Annotated in this window: 15 protein-coding genes; 6 read left to right on the top strand and 9 right to left on the bottom strand. The window is 46.3% G+C overall.

The annotated features are described in order from the left end of the window. Positions 1-58: 58 nt before the first annotated feature. The 6 genes from ACSQ8O_RS09865 to ACSQ8O_RS09840 form a co-directional block, all read right to left on the bottom strand. Positions 59-898: an aldo/keto reductase gene (locus tag ACSQ8O_RS09865; RefSeq protein ID WP_436241413.1), complete on the bottom strand. Its 840-nt coding sequence runs from the start codon at positions 896-898 to the stop codon at positions 59-61. Positions 899-1,018: 120 nt separating this feature from the next. After that, positions 1,019-2,464: a nicotinate phosphoribosyltransferase gene (locus tag ACSQ8O_RS09860; RefSeq protein WP_436241987.1), complete on the bottom strand. Its 1,446-nt coding sequence runs from the start codon at positions 2,462-2,464 to the stop codon at positions 1,019-1,021. A gap of 67 nt (positions 2,465-2,531) precedes the next feature. Beyond that, positions 2,532-3,080: a cysteine hydrolase family protein gene (locus ACSQ8O_RS09855; protein ID WP_436241412.1), complete on the bottom strand. Its 549-nt coding sequence runs from the start codon at positions 3,078-3,080 to the stop codon at positions 2,532-2,534. 194 nt (positions 3,081-3,274) lie between these two features. Beyond that, positions 3,275-3,595 (bottom strand): SPW repeat domain-containing protein, encoded by a 321-nt coding sequence (locus ACSQ8O_RS09850; RefSeq protein WP_056624415.1) that lies wholly within the window; start codon positions 3,593-3,595, stop codon positions 3,275-3,277. 138 nt (positions 3,596-3,733) lie between these two features. Continuing rightward, complete coding sequence (locus ACSQ8O_RS09845; RefSeq protein WP_436241411.1) at positions 3,734-4,849, bottom strand: stalk domain-containing protein; 1,116 nt, start codon at positions 4,847-4,849, stop codon at positions 3,734-3,736. A gap of 121 nt (positions 4,850-4,970) precedes the next feature. Next, positions 4,971-6,677, bottom strand: coding sequence for a methyl-accepting chemotaxis protein (locus tag ACSQ8O_RS09840; RefSeq protein ID WP_436241410.1), 1,707 nt, complete (start codon positions 6,675-6,677; stop codon positions 4,971-4,973). Between the two features lie 160 nt (positions 6,678-6,837). Here ACSQ8O_RS09840 and ACSQ8O_RS09835 point away from each other — a divergent pair, with 160 nt between their 5' ends. Together ACSQ8O_RS09835 and trhO are read left to right on the top strand one after the other, a co-directional pair. Then, positions 6,838-10,635, top strand: a complete 3,798-nt coding sequence (locus ACSQ8O_RS09835; protein ID WP_436241409.1) for a response regulator — start codon at positions 6,838-6,840, stop codon at positions 10,633-10,635. An 83-nt stretch (positions 10,636-10,718) separates the two neighbouring features. Beyond that, positions 10,719-11,624: an oxygen-dependent tRNA uridine(34) hydroxylase TrhO gene (trhO, locus tag ACSQ8O_RS09830; RefSeq protein ID WP_056624425.1), complete on the top strand. Its 906-nt coding sequence runs from the start codon at positions 10,719-10,721 to the stop codon at positions 11,622-11,624. Between the two features lie 407 nt (positions 11,625-12,031). Here the strand turns inward: trhO and ACSQ8O_RS09825 are convergent, their stop codons facing one another. Next, on the bottom strand, positions 12,032-12,574 hold the full coding sequence (locus ACSQ8O_RS09825) for a hemerythrin domain-containing protein (protein ID WP_056624428.1): 543 nt from the start codon (positions 12,572-12,574) through the stop codon (positions 12,032-12,034). 176 nt (positions 12,575-12,750) lie between these two features. Then, positions 12,751-14,958, bottom strand: a complete 2,208-nt coding sequence (locus tag ACSQ8O_RS09820; protein ID WP_436241408.1) for a methyl-accepting chemotaxis protein — start codon at positions 14,956-14,958, stop codon at positions 12,751-12,753. Positions 14,959-15,309: 351 nt separating this feature from the next. Here ACSQ8O_RS09820 and ACSQ8O_RS09815 point away from each other — a divergent pair, with 351 nt between their 5' ends. From ACSQ8O_RS09815 to ACSQ8O_RS09805, 3 genes are read left to right on the top strand one after another with little or no spacing between them, the layout of a single operon-like run. Continuing rightward, on the top strand, positions 15,310-16,764 hold the full coding sequence (locus ACSQ8O_RS09815) for a circularly permuted type 2 ATP-grasp protein (RefSeq protein ID WP_436241407.1): 1,455 nt from the start codon (positions 15,310-15,312) through the stop codon (positions 16,762-16,764). A gap of 34 nt (positions 16,765-16,798) precedes the next feature. Further along, positions 16,799-17,758: an alpha-E domain-containing protein gene (locus tag ACSQ8O_RS09810; protein ID WP_056624438.1), complete on the top strand. Its 960-nt coding sequence runs from the start codon at positions 16,799-16,801 to the stop codon at positions 17,756-17,758. After that, complete coding sequence (locus ACSQ8O_RS09805; RefSeq protein WP_436241406.1) at positions 17,755-18,618, top strand: transglutaminase family protein; 864 nt, start codon at positions 17,755-17,757, stop codon at positions 18,616-18,618. Before ACSQ8O_RS09810 ends, ACSQ8O_RS09805 begins: the two co-directional genes overlap by 4 nt. 94 nt (positions 18,619-18,712) lie before the next feature. Here ACSQ8O_RS09805 and ACSQ8O_RS09800 read toward each other — a convergent pair whose 3' ends face one another. After that, positions 18,713-19,939, bottom strand: coding sequence for a GNAT family N-acetyltransferase (locus tag ACSQ8O_RS09800; RefSeq protein WP_436241405.1), 1,227 nt, complete (start codon positions 19,937-19,939; stop codon positions 18,713-18,715). A 378-nt stretch (positions 19,940-20,317) separates the two neighbouring features. On the opposite strand from ACSQ8O_RS09800, the gene ACSQ8O_RS09795 reads away from it, so the two are divergent. Next, on the top strand, positions 20,318-21,565 hold the full coding sequence (locus ACSQ8O_RS09795) for a carbohydrate-binding protein (RefSeq protein WP_436241404.1): 1,248 nt from the start codon (positions 20,318-20,320) through the stop codon (positions 21,563-21,565). Positions 21,566-22,309 lie beyond the last annotated feature (744 nt).

The following is a 22,309-nucleotide window of genomic DNA, read 5'->3' as shown; positions in this document are numbered from 1 at the left end:
AACAAAAAAGAGGAAACCCCGTACAATCAGGTGTTTCCTCTTCCTCTATGGAATCAAACTAGAACGTCACATGATCCGGATCTGGACCGATACGCTTGTTGACATTCAAAGCATCCACCAAAGCCATATCCTCAGCACTCAGCTCAAAATCGAAAATGTTCGCATTCTCTCGAATACGATGCTCTGTCACAGACTTGGGAATCGTTACGACACCATGCTGGATATCCCAACGCAACACAATTTGTGCTGCTGATTTGCCGTATTTAGCCGCAAGCTGCGCCAATTCAGGCTGGTTCAGCCTGCCCTGCATAAGCGGGCTCCACGCTTCCAATTGGATGCCGTGTTCACGGGTATACGTGAGCAGCTCCTTTTGCGACAGTTCCGGATGGTATTCCACTTGATTAACCGCAGGCACTACGCCGGTATCATCGATGACATGCTCCAAATGAGAGATTTGGAAATTGCTCACGCCAATCGCACGAACATGCCCTTCGTTGTAAAGATGAACCAACGCTTTCCACGTTTCGCGGTACGTTGCGGATACGGCCCAGTGCACCAAATACAAATCAATCGTCTCCAAACCAAGTCGTTTGCGGCTCGCTTCAAACGCTTGCAGCGTAGACTCGTAACCTTGATCCGCGTTCCACACCTTCGTGGTTACGAAAATCTCATCACGCGGTACACCGCTTTGACGCAGACCTTGACCAACACCTTCTTCGTTGCGATAAACTGCTGCCGTATCAATGCTTCTATAACCTAATTGCAAAGCGGTTTGAACCGCTCCGATGACCTCTTGACCTTCCTTGCTTTTATAAACGCCGAGACCCAGCCAAGGCATATGTACACCATTATTGAGTGTAACTCCTGGTGTAAATGCTTGATTCGCTTTCGTAGACATTGGTCATAACCTCCATCGGAATAAGATTAGAATGAGCGCATCTTTACCGTGTAGCTCCCATTAATCATACCACCGAAGTCGGATATTCCAAAATCCTGCGTTTGATGGCATCAAGACTCTTTAGTCTTGATGCGCATGAATTAAATCCATTTTCAGCTGCCACAAAGCAGCGCTCAAATTAACGCGATATACCTCGGGATTCAGCATCCGCAAATATTGCGGCCAAACGGTCTGCATTTGCTCAGCATGGTAGTCACGAATACGATCCAAGGTTGGCAATTCATAGACTAGCTCACCCGCTTCGAAAATTGGCTTCAACAGCGGGACGGCCTCATAATTCTCAATATATTTGAACAGATACGGATGGATGGGGTCGAATAGCTTAATTCGCTGCCCTTCCCGAATATCCACCTCGTCCTGTAATGCCAAATAGTCAGCTTCCGCTTTGCCCGTCGCCAAGTTCATAATCCGGTAGGCTTCCTTGAAGCCCGGATTCGTCACCTTCTCTGGGTTGCCCGAAATCTTAATGACCGGCACGAGCGCGCCGTCCTTCTCACGGGCAACAAGCTTATACACCCCGCCCAGCGCCGGCTGGTCGGCTGCCGTAATCAGCTGGGTGCCGATGCCCCAGCTGTCAATCTTAGCCCCTTGGGCTTTCAGCCCGGCGATGATGTGCTCATCCAAGTCATTGGATGCCACAATCTTCACCTCCGGAAAGCCCGCCTCATCCAGCATGCGCCGCGCCTGCTGGGATAAGTACGCCAAATCGCCGCTGTCGAGGCGAATGGCGTTCAAGCGCTTGCCGCGGCTCGCGAGCTGCCGCGCCGTCGCAATGGCATTCGGCACGCCGCTGCGCAGCGTGTCGTAGGTATCTACGAGCAGCGTGACCTGCTCGGGCAGGGCCTCGGCATACGCACGGAAGGCGTCCGCTTCCGTGTCGTGGGCCTGCACCCACGCGTGCGCGTGCGTGCCCTTGGTCGGGATGCCGAACAGCATCCCGGCCCTTAGGTTCGATGTCGCGTGGAACCCCGCTATATAAGCGGCTCTTGCGCCCCAGATGGCGGCGTCAGCCTCCTGGGCGCGGCGCGTACCGAACTCCATCAGCACATCGTGCGGAGCAACGCCTTTCATGCGCGAGGCTTTCGTCGCGATGAGCGTCTGGAAGTTCACGAAGTTGAGGATCGTCGTCTCAACCAATTGCGCTTCGAATATGCTTCCAATCACCCGAACAAGCGGCACATTCGGGAAGACAAGCGTTCCCTCGGGTACGGCTTGGATATCGCCTTTGAACGTAAAGGCACGAAGCGCATCAAGGAACTCTTCCTTATAGTTCTCTTCTTGCTCACGTAAATAAGCAATTTCTTCCTCGCCAAAATGCAGATTTTGCACATAATGAATCACCCGTTCTAGCCCAGCGAAGACCGCATAACCCCCATCAAAGGGCAGCTTGCGGAAGTACACCTCGAACACGGCTCTCTCCGTATGTGTCCCTTGTAACCAGTGGGCGTACATCATGTTAATTTGATATTTATCGGTATGCAGCGTTAAGTTATTCATCGCATTCATGGTTTGCCAATTCATTGCCTTCATCCTCCCCATCCTACATCCATTCATCTCCACAATCTCATTTTACTTAATTTTTCCAACCATGAACAACTTTAGCCCCTAGCGTCTTTTCAAAATGTCTCAATGCCCACGCATGGCCTTCTGCATCAAAACTCGCAACCGCATCCTCATGAATGACGAGAGAGAAGCCTTTATTATACGCATCCATCGCTGTATGTAAGACACAAATATCTGTACACACACCAGCCAGATGAAGCTCCTGAATACCTCTAGCTCTAAGCTGCAGTTCAAGATCTGTTCCGCAGAATGCGCTGTATCTCGTTTTGTCCATCCAATAGATCGCAGCGCTGTGAGCTTCATGCACTTCTTTTAAACCACCGAAGAGCTCCCTGCCATCTGTATCACGTATATTATGAGGTGGAAACAAGGCTGTCTCAGGATGGAACGGATCTCCTTCCTCATGCACATCAACAGCCATCACGACAAAGTCCATCTCTGAAACAAAGCTTTTGGTTAGCTCACACAGGCGAGCTTCTATCGCAATAGCGGGGTCCCCGCAAGGCAGTTTGCCTACTACGAAATCCTCCGTATAATCAATCAGAATGAAGGCTTTCATATTCACCACTCCTTATAATGTATATTTAATATTATTATAACGACTTTATCAACTAGTAAAAAGAGAAGCCTAACTGTAGAACAACAGCTAAGGCATTTGATCTTTACATATTTCTTTCCGTGTTTCATATTGTCATTTCGATAAATTCATTATGACATAATTGAATTCACATATCAATAGGTATTTCAAGAAATCTATTGTGAATCTGGGTACAAATTAGCATAATTAATGAGAATCGTCATAAACCCAAGTGCAACGAAAGAGAAAAAAGCCATGAAAGATAGGTGATACACATTCGGGAATACGATAAAAACGACACCACTGCCGACACAAACCCAGTTCTGCCACATATGCTTCCCCGTTTTCCCTAAAGCTAGCATAGAACTTACGAATTGAAGACTTCCGAACAGTGCACAGGTGAAAAGCGCATTGGTTACATCTCCAAATCCAAACACCCAAGGAGTCATCAGAAACCAGAGACCCATGAGTGCTGACAAACTATTTTTGAGATACATACCGATCACACCTCCTACATGCGGGATGTTCTAGTATATGCAAACGCTTACAATAACGTGTTAGTTAAAAAAGCCTCCAGATCACCTAAATCGGCAACTGAAGGCTTATTTTACTGGTTATTCATGTTTTCCACTCAATTACTGTGCGATATGAATACCTTTCGAATCAATAGTCACATCGGCCTTTAAAATGTCTGACACAAATTTTGTAGGCACATAAAGGGTATCGTTTAGAATGACCGGAGCCGCTCCTAGCGCAACTGGCGCCATTTTGGCAAAGAAATAGCTATCTTTCCCCACACTCACACTCGTCCACTGCGCACCTTTCGATAGTTCAGCCGCATACGTATCTTGATTCCATTTCACGGTGTAGCCCAAACCTTCAGCTACTTTACGGAAAGGAACAAGTGTAACGCCATCCTCATTCTGTTCCACATCAACAGGAGCCAAATCCACTTTCACTTTGTCGGTACCAGGCAGCGGAGTAGGGTTCGGTTTAATTGTCAGATCGTTAGGCAAGATGAAACGGAATTCTGGACTTCCAGCGACACCAGCTGCAATCGCATATTTCGGGAATACAACAACCGCTGCCCCTTTTTCTACATAAAAGCCTTGCTCGGAGGAGATCCCTTTAAATTGATCTTTAAAGAAATATTGCGGTTCCTCCTCCATCTTGGCAATAACACCTGCATCAACCGTTGCCTTGTAGTCTGCGCCAAGCAGATCCTGCAGCGTTACACGTTGAGCAGCTGCTGCATTCAGCACATTATACGTATCCACTCTCGGCATGCCAGTGCCGCCCGTTTCTCCGTACGTAGTAACAGTAAGAGAAACAACACCTGATGGATTTCCTTTGCCATCCGATTTCAATGTGTAGACAATTGTAAGCCCATAAGGACGGTACGTATATCCCTTATCTTTGGCAGCTGCAGCAGCCTCCGCAGCATCCTTTTCCCAGCTTGCTAAATCTTTGTTCGCATGGGAGAGAATAATGTCATTTAGTTCGTCTTGGTATTTCGTATCCAACATACCGCTCAGCTGTGGTACTTTGATGTTGGTCGTTAAGTCTGTACTTTTGGAAGTAAGCACCACTTCTTTAATGACAACGGGTACTGATGATGTAGTTGCCGATATAGCTACAACGGTATCTGCTGAAGCAATGCTCGCAACTGGCAGTACCGAAGCACTCACACTTACGAGCACCGCACAACTAACAACACCCATTTTCAACATGTTCCAAGGATTCTTTTTCATTTCGTATTCACTCCTTCTGAGTTATCGTGTTTGTGTCGCTTGTTTAACCTTCACGATAACTAGACGCACCAGCTTTCGGAAAAGTCTGATCCTAGACCATTTTTTTCAAAATTAATTAAATTTACGAAAGACGGAAAGTGCCTACCACTTGATTCAAATCCGTGGCAATTCCGGCAAGGTTTTTGGCTGACGCCGTAATTTCTTCGGCTGATGCCAGCTGTTCCTGGGTAACTGCAGCGACGGATTGCGCTGTACCTGAGGTTTGCTGAGCAACGAAGCCAACTTGTGCGACGGTTGCAGCTACTTCTTCCGAGCTCGCTGCCATCTGTTCTGCAGCTGCTGCTGTTTCTTGAATTTTGCTAGCTACTTCTTGCGAAGCTGTTACGATTTGACCGAATGCTTTCTCGGCAATGCTTACCTCATATAGACCTTCCTGCACTTCTGTTCTTCCGTTGTTCATGACTCCAACAGCCCGAGCGGAATCCCGTTGAATGGACGAAATGAGTTCCGAGATCTCACGAACGGAATCATCGGTTTGAGAAGATAGCTTGCGCACTTCACCAGCTACTACGGCAAAGCCCTTTCCGCTTTCTCCCGCACGCGCAGCTTCAATTGCTGCATTCAGCGCAAGCAGGTTCGTTTGCGATGCAATATTCCCGATTAACGTGGTAATCTGACCAATGCTTTGGGAATGCTTCTCAAGCTCCTGAATCACCTGATTCGCTGCATCAACGGAAGTGCTGACCGCCTGTATTTTATTCACAACACGTTCCATGGCATGTGTGCCTTGCTCGGCAATGTTCGTAGCCGTCATAGATAGTTCTGATACATCAGCTGTGGTTTCGGCGATACGGGAAATGCCCGCTGCCATTTCTTCCATGGCTCTCCCACACTCCACAGAGCTTTGAGCTTGCGCATCCGCTCCATTAGCGAAATCCTGCACCGAAACTGCAACATGCTGTGAAGCAGATCTATTCTGCTCCGAGCTGGCAAACAGCTGCTGAGAGGAAGCCGCCACACTAGTCGAAGCATGCAGCATTTGCTCTACGGAATGGCGTAGATGGTTCACCATTTGGTTAACGGCCCCGATGAGATGGCCAATTTCATCTTTATTTTTCACAACAATCGGTTCAACGGTTAGATCACCTTTTGAGATACGATTCAAAGCTTGTGATGCTTTTCGAACAGGATTTGAAATGTTACTTACGAGGAAATAACAAGTCGCAATCATGAATATAAGCATCACAGCCAATGCAGTAAGTGATATTTGGACGCTTTTCTTGTATTCCTTTGTGCTGTCGACTACACCTTGCTGACCGCCCTCTTGGTTGTAGCTAACCATATCCGCCATCGATTTCTGTGCTTTAGTGAAGGCCGCAGACATCACTGTAAGGCTCTCTGCCGCTTCCTTCACTTTACTTGGATCACTTGCTAGCTGTTTATTGGCAACGAATGCCGCTTTAAATCCATCCCAGTTCTGGGTAAGCTCTTGCAAACGTGCCCCTTCATCATCACTTGACACAGAATCCTTATATTTTCCTAACAAATTGTCGATTTGTGTAATCGTTGCTACCATACCATTGTCTATAGGTTCATGTTTTTTCACGTCTGGCTCTAATTTCTTCTGATAATATAGGGTTAATAAATGCTCCGAGTAATAATGAACTTCCTCAATATCTTGAATCCCCATCATCCAGTTGTTTGCTAGACTAGTATTCATGTCCTTTAACGCGCCCATACGACTCATAGCTGTATAGCTCATTCCAACAACCATCAAGAAGATGATCGCAAATACCGCAATAAATTTCGTCCGTACTGTCACCTGCATACGTAAATCCCCCTATTTCATTGACCCAATTTTGAACAAGTATGTATACGTGAATGATCTGTTGGATATATCATAAATTGAAATCATTAAATTTGTTCTATTCTAATCATGATGAAACTATGAGATTTCTTAACAATTACATGGTTTTTGGAGGAAAAAAATGTCATCATCCTTGCGTTTTAAACTCGTCGCCTGGCTTGTTCTTATCACATCCATCTCCCTTGCCGTCGTAGGGATTACCAATTATACCTTCTCTCGCGATAAGCTGTTGAAGCAGATGAATGAGCAATCCTTGACCTCCGTCTCGAACTCTGCGCGAAATATGTATGACTTCCTGTCCATCCGTTTGGCGGAGATTGAACTCATTAGTCGCGTAAGTATTATGAAACAAGGCACTCAAGCGGATCGTTTAAATTTCCTAGCCCATGAATTACAAACGGATGGAAATAAATATTACAGCATGGGAATTATTGATATGACAGGTACTCTTCAATTTACTACGGGGACTACACTCTCCGTTTCGAACGAGCCCCGGTTTCAGGAAGCGCTGAAAGGGAAAAGCTATATTTCTAACCCCTATATAAGCAGAATAAAGGGCTTCTATGTGATCTCCATTACAGCTCCTATTTTTGATGATCAACATAACGTGATTAGTATCGTCAATGCTTCACTCGAAGCTGCTCCGGTGTTTCAAGAACATTTACTTACTCCGCTCGACAATGGAGAATTACTGATCCTCAATCGAGATGGCCTCGCCCTCTATGCTACTCACAAGCCCGACATTCTGAAGTTGAATATTTTCACCGAATATCCCGAACTTGGACCTGCTTTTCAAAAAGCTTTACGAAAAGACAACGGCTTTATTGACGAATCTATTCTAACGGGTCACAAGACAAGGTGGTTCTATGCGCGAATCCCTCAATTAGATTGGTTTCTCACCTATTCTATGCCAATCAGGGCTATCGAAGCTCCCACAAGTCCTCTCCTTTGGTTAACTGTAGGAATCATTCTGATGACCGTACTCGTCATATTTTTCCTAATTCATCTCACAACGAACCATCTGATTATCAAAAGGATTAAACAAATCCTCCAAGTAACCGAGGCGGTTGCTGCCGGTGATTTCCACACGAAGCCCATCGAGTTAAAAAGTAAAGATGAATTAGGTGCCCTCGCCTTATCGGTCAACGGCATGATGGAGAATATCCGTGAGCTTTTCGAGCCGTTTGAGGCTTTCATTCGTCATAATCAATACGCCATGATCGTGATGGATCCGAACTTTATGATCAACCATCTCAACGGCAGAGCTACGCAGATGCTAGGGTATTCTTTTGCAGACGTACACAAAATCGCTTCTCCCTTAATCTGGTTAGATCAAAAACAACTGAATGAAAGAGCTGCACAGTATTCCGCAGAGCTAGGCGAGACGATTCCCGCAGACTGTACAACACTTGTCATTCGTTCCTTGCGTCATCTGAAAGAGGATTTAGAGTGGACCTGGTATCACAAAGACGGCACCCGGATCTATGTGCAAGCGAGTGTTAGCTGCATCACGCATCCGAATGGCGAGTTAAAAGGATACGTCTTAATTGCACGCGATATTAGTGATATTAAAGAAAGTAATGAGACGAAAGAACGGTTGTTAACGATTGTCGAGAGCGCACGGGATGCCATTCTCACCTTCGATCAAGACGGTTATATCTTCTATATTAATCCCGCCGGCATCCATACAATGGGATTAGCTGGAACCGATTATGAACGAACACATTTTCATGAGTTTATTGATGTCTTCAATGACATTAATTTTGAGGAAGGGCTTCAAACTGCGATCAGAGATGGCTTCTGGGAATTCGAAGCAGAGGTCATGACCAAGAAACAACAACGCATCATAGCATCACTTATCATCGTTCCCCACTTTCCTCTCGATAATGGTGAGCTGTATTTCTCGGCGATTACGAGAGATATTACGGATCAAGTCCATGCCAAGGAGCAGCTTATCCTAGCTAAACAGGAGGCGGATGATGCCAATTTGGCCAAAGGTGTTTTCCTCGCTCGAATGAGCCATGAAATACGTACGCCTCTGAATGGGATTGTTGGACTTTCCCACTTGCTTGAGAGAACAGCAATGACTGAACTACAGATGGATTATATACGCAAGATCTCTCGTTCCTCCCAGTCGCTCTCACATATCATCAACGATATTCTGGACTTTTCTAAACTGGAAGTAGATAAGCTCGTGATTGAACATCACCCTTTTCAGCTAGATGAAACCATCGATCGCGTGTGCGAAACGCTGAGTGTGCTGTTAGGTCATAAGCCAGTGGATTTCATTTGCGATATACCTGACCAAGTTCCTGGTGGGCTGATAGGCGATTCTTTGCGACTCTATCAGGTGCTTCTGAATCTTTCCAGCAATGCGATTAAATTTACGGAGCAAGGAACCGTCATACTTCGTGTTGGCGTCGATCAGTTGCATGAGAATGAAGTTACTCTCCGGTTCAGCGTCACGGATACCGGGATTGGCATGGATGAGAAGCAGTTGGCCAATTTATTCCAACCCTTTATCCAAGGTGACGAGGTGACGAGCCGCAAATATGGAGGAACAGGGCTTGGGCTTGTTATTTCCAAAAATATTATCGAGAATATGGGCGGCTCAATCTCTGTCTCCAGCACGCAAGGTATAGGGAGCGAATTTGTGGTCCTTCTCACCTTCACGCTCTACCTGCCTGGCAACAAAGCGTACAATCCCTTACCGCTGGCTATGCTCGTCGTAGAAGACCATCCTACGCTCAATAGGGTACTTGTCCAAAGCTTGCAATCCATTTGCAACGACGCTGCGGGTGTGTACGCCTGGAAGGAAGCCCTCCAGGTCATCGATCACATCCCTCTCGACTTCCTTCTGCTCGATATGGAGGCAGACGATATGTATGGAGAGGAAGTGTGGCTAAGCATGCTGGCAGCTTGCCAACAACAGGGGATTAGAACGATTATTTACACTTCGTTATCAGGAAGAGATGCTCTTGAACAGCTACCTACAGAAGCCTCACCCGATGCTATTCTGGTCAAGCCGATCTCTCGAAGCCTCTTGTACAGGACGCTAGCTTCGCTGCAAGCTGAAAGCGATATCGTTCATACCCATTTGACAAAAACCATGGTGAAGGATAGAGAGAAGGACTGGGCGCTCTTCCCTTTAAACAGCTTAAGTAATGCTCCACTCCGCATTCTGATTGTGGAGGACAATGAAATTAACCAAACAGTGGCTCGCTCTCTTCTAGAAAGTATGATGAACTGTCGCATTCAAGTCGCTGGTAACGGATTCGAGGCTCTGCATAATTTGGCGAATCACACGTATGATTTGATCCTCATGGATATCCACTTGCCTGAGCTCGATGGGATCGAAACGACCAAGCGCATTCGTCTTGAGCCGAAATGGGCACATATTCCGATTATTGCCTTAACAGCGGACTCAACGCTCGACAATCGGCTGGCCTGTATAGATGCCGGCATGAGTGATATGATCTCCAAGCCCATCATACCCGAACGGTTAAGAGCTGCTATTGAATCCACTCTTCATCTGCAAGTGGAGAATAATCATAGGACGGCTGGACTCGATATCGCGGAGGCGCTCCAACGCATGGGCGGAAAAACGGATATCTATCGTGAGATGCTCCGTAAATTCCAAGACCAAACCGACCCGCAGATGGCGCAAATAAAAGGTAACATTGACGCAGGTAACTTTGAGGAGGCTCTTCGTTTACTTCATGGCATACGCGGTTCTTCCAGCAACCTTTCAGCTAATCGTGTGTTTGCCGCGGCAAGCGAGTTGGAGGATTCTGTGAAGGCACAAGGGAAACTGCAAGCAGCGGATCGAGATCTGTCTGACGTGTTCCATTTGCTTCAAATTGTAGAGTTTGAGTTGCAGTTCGTTTATCAAACCATCCAAAAATTGCTGCTTGATTGAAAAAAACACGAATTTATGTCACTATATGCGTATACTCCATCAAGATGGAGTGTGTCATTTTATACGTATAGGTGGTTATTGTTATGACTGAACATGGCGCTCCATACCGCATCTTGTTGTATTATAAATTCGTCGCTGTTGCTGATCACGAAGCATTGGCGCGAGAACACTTGGCTTATTGCAAAAAGCTTGGTGTAAAAGGACGCATTCTGATTGCTCCTGAGGGCATTAACGGCACCCTTTCTGGGACCGTAGAGCAAACGGAAGCCTACATGGCGATGATGAATCTCATGCCATTGTTTAAAGATATGGTTTACAAGATTGATGAGCATGAAGGACATGCCTTCAAGAAGCTGTTTGTCCGTCCGAAAAAAGAGCTCGTTACCTTCCGTCTTGAAGAAGACGTGAATCCGAATGAGCTTACGGGTACGCATTTGAAGCCGAAGGAATTTTATGAGAAGCTCAAAAATGAAGATGTCATCGTGCTTGATGGACGTAATCATTATGAGTATGATATCGGGCATTTCCGCGGCGCCATTCGTCCTGAAGTCGAGACGACCAAGGAATTCCCTGAGTGGATTCGCAACAATCTGCAGGAGTTCAAAAACAAACCAATTCTCACTTACTGCACGGGAGGCATCCGTTGTGAGAAATTATCTGGTTTCTTGATCAACGAAGGCTTCACTGACGTGTATCAGTTGGACGGTGGGATCGTCACCTACGGCAAAGACGAAGAGGTGCAAGGTCGTTTATTCGATGGAAAATGCTATGTGTTCGATGAGCGCATCTCCGTACCGATTAACCGAACAGATGAAGATATCGTTGTGGGCAAATGCTACCACTGCGGAACCGCAGAGGATCGGTACATTAACTGTGCGAACGATCTATGCCACTTGAAGCACATTTGCTGCGAGGCTTGTGAGGAGGAGCATGACAGCTTCTGTTCCAAGGAATGCGAAGAGAAAACGTTGAGCGCGTTGGAGGCATAAGAGGGGGGCTTGCCCTTTCTATCGCGGAAATATCTGCCCTCGCCACGCTAATCGCAGCCCCCGCAGCGTTTAGATGGAAAAACTACATCTAATTTCGCTCGGTTCGGCGAATACTTCCATTTAAATGGAAAAACTCTAGTTAAATTTCACCTTTGTCGCGAAGAGCGAGCAAATGGTTGAAAATAGCTGGAGTTTTTGCAGTTATTCACTCGAATCAGGCTAGCTTGACTGAAATAGATGTAGGTTTTCCCGTTATTTGCGGAGGAGCAGCGCTTGTAGCGGCCTATGGAGCCTAAAAGTGGCGTGGCTATTGGGAGCATCGCTTCCCACCACATAAACTATCACTTTCACTAGAAGAGGCCTCTCTCAAGTCGATTGACTTGGGAGAGGCCTCTTGGCTACCCTGCCTAACTAATCTGATCCTCGATCTGGTCCATAATCCGATCAATTAGAGGATAGACTAGCTCTTCCTCCAACGTGAAGTGCTTAAGCAGAATGAGGCAAGCCGTCAATAGCTCAGAAGCCATCACATGGACGAAGTCCATGTCGACCGGCACGCTCATGGCATTGACACCGTTTACGTATGACTGTACGACTCTTTTGGCCAAATCATGATCCTGCTCCAACACATGCATGGACCGCGAAACAGAGATGGCCATCGTCGGATGTAAATAGGATTGCAGACTCGGGAATAACACTTGTTCTTCCCATTCCGAATGCTGCTCCAACTCCTCCACCAAGGATAGAATGCCGTCCTGAAGTTCGATCAGACGACACATTCCAATTGAGCAATCATCAAGGGTGTACAAAGCTGCAGCTAGCGTTCGAATGTCGGAGAGCTGCTCACGCATTTGCACATGCTCCTCCTTCAAACGCTGGGCTAGCATTCTAAATTCACTAGGATTCACATTATCTGCCCGATTCGTTTGAATGCTCAAACGGTCACTCATTCGACATCCTCCTCCGAGTTTTTCGTAAGAAAACTTTCTTCGTAAGCATTAACGCAAAGTTTCTTTAGAAACTTGCCACGTAAGTATTCACATTGTATGAAACAGAACAACCCCATACCGCATTATCATTGTATGCGGCATGGGGTTGTTAACATGCGAAAGATAATAATAACCTTTTAACGAATACGGCTCTCCGTCAAATGAAACTGATTCACAAGCAGCAACATAGATTGCGTTATTGCTCCTACATCACCCGTCGTTTGTCGCACATGATGCATGTCTTGCAGGAGCTCTTTCACAGTATGCTCAACCTCCGCTGAAATCTGACGGTTCTCTTTGCTTACCGCCGCAATCTTCTCCATAAGTGCAACGACTTCCTCCACAACCTGTGTTTTCATGGTATCGTGAGCATTCGCCGTGCTAAGAATCTCAGACGCCGCTGCAACAATTTGTGTTCCTTCTAGAACGACCTTTGTCCCTTCTTCCATCGAGATGAAAGCTTCATTCGCATGTCGTTCAATGTGCTCGATCGTCTCATTAATTTCCGTGGTTGATTTCTTCGTCAAATCTGCCAACTTGCGGATCTCTCCGGCAACGACGGCAAATCCTTTGCCATGCTCACCTACACGAGCTGCTTCAATGGAGGCATTCAATGACAGTAGATTCGTCTGCGCAGAGATTTCTTCAATTACTTTAAGCAGCTTCGGAATTTCCTGCGTTGTTTGCAAGAAGGTTTGAATGGTTTGATTCGTTTCTTCTACCTTCGCCGATATATGGGTCATCTTCTGACCAATACGTTCAACCTCATCCTGTGCAACTGCAATCTGCCCTGAAGCCTTCTGTTCCAGTTCTCGCAAGGTTCCGCTCATATTTTGCGTAACGTCCTTCGCGACATCAATATCCTTCAGCTGTCCACGCAGCGAGCGAATCATATCATGGATTTTCGTACTCATCCTTCCCGTTGATTGCTCCGTAGAACCTGTTGAGTCATTCATCCGCTCTTGGCTCACCTGCACCTCAGCAGCCGCTTGCTTCACTTGCAGCATAATGCCTTCCAAAGAATCGATCATATTATTGATCCATTTGGCCAAATCACGCGTCTCATCGCCAGCGAACTCATCAACCTTCAGACGCTGCGTCAAATCCCCTTTACCTTCTGCATTAATTCGAATAAATTTATTAATTTGAGCAAGTTGTTTAGCAATTGGCTTACTTCCTTGGCGTCTAATTAAACTTGCACCAATCCCGCCAAAGAGTAGATTGACCCCCACCATAATTGCCGCGCCGACACCATTTGAAACATGTCCATTTAGCAGCCAGAAGCTACCCGCGGTAACAAGCAGCATGAGAACAATAAACCGTATTTGCAGACTGAACATCTTCCAATCGATCGAACGAATCCGATAAACCTCTTCCAAATCGCCTTCACACATCATTCCCCACACGTCCGGACAATGCGGCAACTGGAAGGTCACACCTTTTCCAATAACAGAAATATGACGATAATCGGAATATCCCGGGTATTCAACGAATAGATTATTTCCCTTAGCAATTGTTCCTGCTACGCCTGGATGCAGCTGTCCCGTCGCAGGATCCGTGAAAACAAGCTCCAGCTCCGTATGCTCCTTGACGCCAACGATACCATAATCGGTGCGAACGCCGTCTTTCAAATTATCGCCATGGGTAAAGGTCAAATCTTCGAATCGGCTTCGCGATAACGCTGTTCCAGGAACGATTTGCTTATTTAACCCAGGCTTCGCCATAAATAAATAGTTATCACCCGAATCGGGATACACATGTCCCGACTCGCGCTGAATCAGATCTCCGAGCACATCGTTCGGTACGCGTCCACAAACGGCTCCTTTCCATTGCCCACCTACCATAATAGGTGAAATGAAAGCGATCGTCATTGCATCATGAAATGGCGAAGTGCTTGGGCCTATTTGGAGCGTAAGCGGGTCCGAGAAAGGTCCGAATAAGCATTTCACACCTTTGCGCGTTTCTTCCAAGCCTTTCCCAAGCACGCCTCCCGACGCATACGATCTTCCCACATGCGCGTTGTGTGTGGAGTATACGACAGCAGCCTTTTCATTCAAAATGAATACTTCGGAGAAATCAGCTCCACTCTTCATTGCTGCTGTCAGGAGCTTTCCTACCACAGATGCATCCTTCGCCGCAGACTCCTTCAACGCTTCAGTTCCCGTTAACTGTTCAAGCAATCGATCCAAATTGGACCAGTAGGCGAGGGCCCAGCCACGTAAAATTTCCGTTCTTGTGTGCGCAATTCCTTCGAAAATATGCTCAACATCTTCCTTGATATGACGATTCAGGCGGTAAGACCACCACAAAGGCAGACCTTTTCTAAACCCCAGCCAATCAAACATACCACAACACCCCTTTTATCACATTTAATGTGACTTTCTTTTACATTTGTCTTATTCGACAATATTATAGTGATTTTTCATGCAAATCAAGACAAATAACTGAAATTTTCATGAATTTTCCGAACATTAACAAAAAATTCATGAGGAATGTCGGTATTTTTATGTGTTAGCTATATTGACATAATTTTCTGAAAAATTTAAAATAAAAGAAAATACACATCTCCTCCAGCTTATCACGTCATGTAAACTAACAAATAAAGAACTTAGATCAGAAAGGAGGCCTGGTTTCTGCTTCGGGCCCTTAGCAACATGTAGCTTCCGAAAGCATATTGATGAAACCAGGGAGCTGCGATGTCCAAACCTGAGAATCTGGTCACTACCCCTTATGATCCTCGTCCTTTTTTTGATGAGATGTTTATGAACGCCTACTCGGTTCGCCCTCATTATCAAAGTACCTTCCTTCAATTCATGTCGATGAAGACAGGTAACTTAAACAAACGCCAGACCGCTACGATGAAACGGATGATGGAAGAAGGTATTACTTTCACCCTCTATAGTCCCGATCAGACGGAGGCGCTAGAGCGCACTCTCCCCTTCGATCCTATCCCTAGGATTATCCCGCAGGAAGAGTGGATAAAGCTCGAACGTGGACTCAAGCAGCGCGTAAAGGCACTCAATTTGTTCCTCAAAGATATTTATCATGAGCAGTCCATACTGAAGGATGGGATTATTCCCAGGAAAATGGTACTTTCCAATTGTTATTTCCGACCGGAGATGATGCGTCTTTCTATTCCAAACGATGTGTATATTACGGCTTCTGGGATTGATTTAATTCGAGATGAGCAGGGTGAATATTTCGTTCTCGAGGATAATCTCCGTTCCCCTTCTGGCTTCTCTTACCTATATAAAAGCAGATCGATCATGACGCACTTATTCCCTGAACTCGTGTTCAGTCATTCCATTCAAGATATTGAGCATAGCTTAAACGTATTTCTAACCGCGCTACGCAAGCTGAATCCTTCTGGCAAATCAGATCCTGTCATTGGACTTTTGACACCAGGCTGCTATAACTCCGCTTATTTCGAGCATACGTTCCTCGCTCAGCAAATGGGATTAGAGTTAGTTGAAGGACACGATCTCGTCGTCATTGATCACAAAGTGTACATTCGCGGTATCAAAGGACTTCGTCAAATTGATGTTCTCTACCGGCGGATCGATGATGATTTCTTAGATCCACTCGCTTTCGATCCCAACTCGATGCTTGGGGTCGCTGGCATAATGAACGCCTATCGCGCAGGTAATATCAACATTGTGAACGCACCAGGTACAGGTGTAGCCGATGACAAGGCCATCTATGCCTACGTGCCCGATATGATTCGATATTACTTGAATGAAGAACCTATTTTAAACAACGTACCAACGTATATTCTTTCGCGGCCTGATGAGCGAGCGCATGTCCTGGAGAATTTGCATGAAATGGTCGTGAAGGAAACTTCTCTATCTGGCGGTTACGGCATGCTAATTGGGCCTACGGCTTCTGAGAGCGAAATCGCTGACTTCCGGCTCAAAATACTAGCTAACCCCGATCGCTATATCGCGCAACCTACGATTCAACTATCCAGAGCACCTGTCATGATCGATGGTCAAATGGCAGCAAGGCACATTGATTTGCGAGCTTTTGTCATCGCGGGTGAAGACATACAAGTGATTCCAGGCGGACTTACGCGCGTTGCTTTGAAAGAAGGCTCCCTCGTTGTGAATTCTTCGCAAGGCGGGGGATGTAAAGATACGTGGGTTGTTCGCTAAACGCAACCTACAATTCGAATGGAGGCCAAGGGATATGGTCATGATGGGACGAACAGCGGAAGCTTTATTCTGGATCGGTAGATATTCGGAAAGAACAGAGAATCACGCGAGGCTGATCGATGTGTATTATCATATCCGTGAGGACATGGAAGGCAGCAGTAAGCAATCCTGGAGCCGGCTCATCGATACAATCGGAGACCGTGCTGTTTTCTTAGAGCAGTACGGCAGCTTCACCGAACAACATGTCCTTCAATACATTACGCTAGATAAAAATAATGCGAACTCCCTTCTTGCCTGCACGAACCATGCACGTGCTAACCTGCGAAATATTCGGGAGAAAATGCCATCCGAGTTATGGGATATTATGAATGGCCTCTATTTATGGCTAAAAGAAAAAGAAGTCCGCGATATCACGAACGATTCGCCTCATTTGTTCTATCGCTTCATCCGGGATACGCTATCTATGTTTCAAGGCTCGGCGACTTCCGTCATGCCTCGTCAGAACGAATGGCACTTCGTTGAAGCTGGGCGCTATCTAGAACGTGCAGAGAATCTGCTGCGTTTAATTCAATCGCTTTGTTCGGAATATGCCAAAGAGGACTTTTCATCCTATCCGCTCATGCTTGCGGTTTTGAAATCCGTCAGTGGATACGAATCGTATCGAAAAGAGTATGCGGATACGGTCAATTTGAATAGCATCATCAAATTTCTGCTTTTAAATGAAACTTTCCCTCGATCCGTTGCCTTCTCCATACAGTCTTTGGAGCGCTCGTTCAAGGGCATTCAATTGGATGATCCTGAACTCACCAACGCTGTGCATAAACTGGCCAAATTAGCAGGGAAAGTGAAAGCGAATTTGGCTTGCATGGACGAAGAGGATTTGAGATCAGGTAAATTAGAAGCGACATTGCAAACACTCCTCGACTCCTGTAATGGGATGGGGGTACGGATGTCCAAAGTCTTTTTTCCCTCTCGGGAGGAGGTTATCGCATGAAGAAGCTGGAGATCACGCACATTACTCGCTATTCCTACACCGATTCCGCACAGGACAGTGTCAATGAAATTCGGCTAACTCCGTTAACGGACAATCGTCAGTCCTGTTATCACCATGCGATCACAACCGAGCCTGTATCGGCTTTCTTCACCTATTCCGACTATTTCCACAACCGCGTGCACGCCTTTACGGTCAACAAGCTCCATCGCGAGCTCACAATCAAGATGGTCTCCACCGTTGTCACCCACGAAAATAATAACAATCCTGTCTCCCTTCGATCTTCTTATGAGGATAAGGCCTTGAGATACGGAGAAGAGTTCCAGAATGAATACGCTGAGTATTTATTACCCACCAGCTATACCGGGCTAACGCCTGAATTGAAAGCTTACTCCGATGCCATTGTCGATGATGGCGTACCCTTATATGATCTACTCCAAACCATCTATACCACCATCAATCGCGACTTCACTTATGATGTTTCGGCGACCTCCGTACAGACCACAGTAGGCGAAATGTTGAAGCTGCGGCGTGGTGTTTGTCAGGACTACTCTCATTTCATGATCACCATTTGCCGCGAAAAAGGTATTCCAGCCCGTTACGTGAGTGGCTACCACTTCGTCGGTGATTTGCAAGGAGGCAGCGCCGATTTCACGCAAGCCTCCCACGCATGGGTGGAATGTCTTATCCCCGGCTCAGGCTGGTTCGGGTATGACCCAACGAACAATTGCGAAGTGAATTGGCGCTATATCAAGCTTGGGCATGGACGAGACTATAATGATATCGTCCCTGTCAAAGGCGTCTATCGCGGCTCGGGCACACAGGACTTGGAAGTTATCGTGGATGTAAAGTTAGTGGAATAGACTTGCCAGCGGAATCGGTCTCCTTCTATTTGCCTCCTTCCCTTACCCCAGGAACTCAAAAGGCACGGATCCGAGATCCGTGCCTTTCACTCTTTTAAAAGAAATCCGTCAGATACGTTGTACGCTCCGGAATGAATCGCTCCCATCTGGAGATCTCACCTGCGTCACCTTGCAGACGGCCAATGCGATAAAGCAACGATGCTCGTTTGTAACCCATGAGCAGCGCGGATAAAGTCTGGATATCACACGAGACGATATGCCGCTCTTCCTTTTTATCGCCGCCTTCCTCAATAGCGAACGTTTGTTCTTCACTTAGTTTAACAACGTCATTCCCATCACCTCGCGCTAGTTGAATTCGGAATATCCCGTTATTCCACTCGGCATGTCCGTCACTAAGCTGAAGATAAAACGGCTTACCCTCGCTTGCTCCTTCCACAACCGTGTTAAAAGGATAACCCCTAAGAAACTCCGCAGCATCGACGATGCGTGCCATAAAATAGGGAACGACCTCTTGCTTGATCCGAGGATCCGCCAATATAAAAGGCAGCGGGTCGCCAAGCGGTGCCTGGCATACCACTTTGTCAATCATGGAGTCATGATTGGAGATCAATCGCCATAGCCCACGATTCGCATCCTCTGTCAGGGCAATCAGTTCATGCACAGTGAGCACCTTATCTTTTACTTGGTAAATGATATACCCCTCTGGCTCCCCTGCAGCATTTCGATATAAGGTTACGATCCCTTTCTTCCTGCCAAAAACTCTCTTTCTCCACCAATCCTCCGTCCGCACGAGCATGCCGTTAAAACGTTTGGCGTACGCCTCATAGATCGGATTCAGCACCGCCGGTTCCGCTTCAATCCGTTGGAGCGTGCTGCCCTCTGCAACCTCTGGCTTCGACAGCTGGTGGGTAGCAATTTCATATCGCATGTACTCGATGTATGCCTCCCACCCGTACTTGCGATAAAAAGCAAAAGCGAATGGTGCCAAGAAAGACAGAATCTGACCAGATTCTTTCATCGTTTGCAGTGCATGGGACAACAATTGACCGACCATTCCCTGCCGACGATATTCTGGCCAAGTCGCTACACCCGCAATACCGCCCATATCAAAAGCTTTGCCGTTTACCCATGTTTCCAGCTCCAGAATTGTTAATTTGGCTGCTAACTGCTCTTGGGCAAAATATCCAAGAGTCTGTTGGGATGCCATCTCTGCCAGACGTTTTTCCCGTTCCTCCGGCAAAAACGTATATTGAAAAGCAAACTCCGACAAGGCAAGACTGTCTTGAAAATCATCTTTTTTCAACAATCTGATGGAATCCATAGTGCCTCCTAGTTGTCCATTTACCTCTATTCTAACATGGAGAATTCAACATAATCCATACATACCCATTTTGATCAATTTTCTTAAAAAGTGATAACCCTACACACCCTCAAAGACGTATTTAGGGCTATTTTCCGAAAATTAGACGATAGTTCACCTAGCTTTTCGCTACTACAATTAAGAAGCGCAGACATCTATCGAGTCTTAGAGTCAGCAAGAGTTCGTAATTCTGCGTAGTGGAGAGAATTCCCCAGACGAAGGAAGAAGGTGATACCTTAACGTCGCAAGACACGAACGGCCAACGATCAGCATGAATTTGCATCAGCTTATCATTCATTCCGAAATAAGGCGTTTATTATTGTAAACAGGAGGTTTTTTATGAAAAAGAAAGTCTTGCTGTTAGTGCTTGTTTTCTTCATGATGATGGGATCGGTTGTTGCATATGCCGCACCAAAAGTGAATACCTTTGAACGGCCCGCACGCGGAAGCGCTTACAGCTTATCGCAATGGGGTGTTGACGGTTGGAGTGCCCCCTGGGATCTTGGCATGAGCACTCGCACATGGATTGATGGCTACAATTTTAACCACTCTGGCGGTCAGTCACTACGCGTGTTCTACCCCCAAGGCCAAATTGATCCGCAAAACTCTGGCGCTCAAGCACCTTTTACCATTACACCTGGGCAAGAATACTATTTATCTTATTGGGTTCGATTTAGCAGTGATTTCAGTTGGGGATCGACCGAAAATGCAGGTAAACTAGGGCTCGGATTAGCCGGCGGTGCCGCTTGTTCTGGCGGGCAGGAGTGTACGGGCTATAATGGTTTTAGCTCTCGGATGATATGGCGTTCCGGCGGGCAAGCCGCTATTTATTACTATCACATGGGCAATGCTGGGCAATATGGGGACTATGCTGTTTTGAAAAACAACGGTGCCGACATCTATTATCCAAAAGGATCCTGGGTGAACATCGTTCAGCGCCTCAAAGTCAACACCGTTACGAACGGAAATGCCAATCCAGATGGTGAAATCCAAATTTGGTATAACGGCACTTCGGCAGCCAACATTACAGGATTGCGCTTCGTTCGCAACACCGATAAGGTTGATAAAGCGTACTTCTCTTCGTTCTTCGGTGGAGCTACCTCCGCATTCGCACCTCAGAATGACTCCTATATCTGGTACGATGATCTCAAGGTTTCCACTAGTAAAGCAGAAATCTGCGAACTCGCCGTTGGCGGCTGTTATAACCGCACGTTCCAAGCCGAAAGCTATAATTCCATGAGCGGCGTCATCACGGAAACCACACCCGATACAGGCGGTGGCCAAAATATTGGAGCGATTGACAACCAAGATTGGATCGCTTTCAGCAATGTGAACATTCCCACGGCGGGCACGTATTTGGTCGAATATCGGATCGCGACCCCGAATAATAACGGAAAAATCTCGCTGGACATCAACGCCGGCGGAACCGTACTAGGTCAAATCGATATTCCCAATACTGGCAGCTTTTCCACTTATCGAACCGTCTCCCATCAGGTGCAGATCCCAGCAGGCACACATCAATTCGGTCTCTATGCGGCGACCGGCGGTTTCGATATCAATTGGTGGAAAATCACCAAACTATATTAATTTGACGTGAAGGAGGGATAGGCCAGTTGCTTAGGCAATTGGCTTATTCTTTTTTTTCCAATCTTCTCAACTCCTCCTCAAAATCCTATAACCCGATATCTCTTAACTACCGAACATTCTATCCTAAAATAGCCTAATAGTCCGATTCTACCGACTTATTTACCTATTTTCCTTGTACGAGAGTTGTTTGGAGCGATGCTTCGTATGCCCAATTCTACTAACCTGACAACATACTCCATCCATCCATCCATCCATCCATCCATCCATCCATCCATCCATCCATCCATCGTTCCTTCAACTTCTCTCTTTTCACTCCATCTCACTCTCAAAAATGCAAAAATACAACCATTTCTACTAATTTAATGTCGATATTAGAAAATGCGTGCAAATAGGCAACTTTTTTTAACGTATTTCAGGAGAATCTCCTGAAATCACGCTAAATTGATGCCTATTTGCATCAATTTCCCATAACGGAGGGGAAAACCTTTCAAAAAGTGCTCTTTTGCATTTTTGACAGAGATAGAGGACTTAAAGACTTAAGAGTTCTCAGAAACTCAACAACCTTTCTCGATCGGGCACTATATTGGTTGCCTCCACTCACTACTCACTACTCACTACTCACTACTCATTACTCATTACTCATTACTCATTACTCATTACTCATTACTCATTACTCATTACTCATTACTCATTACTCATTACTCCACATCCTACTACTACTTCACATTACTCCACTTTTCCCAC

The sequence above is a fragment of the Paenibacillus sp. LjRoot56 genome (genome assembly GCF_964253335.1).
Taxonomy (GTDB): Bacteria; Bacillota; Bacilli; order Paenibacillales; family NBRC-103111; genus Paenibacillus_E; species Paenibacillus_E allorhizoplanae.
This window is presented reverse-complemented; position numbering and strand designations above follow the sequence as displayed.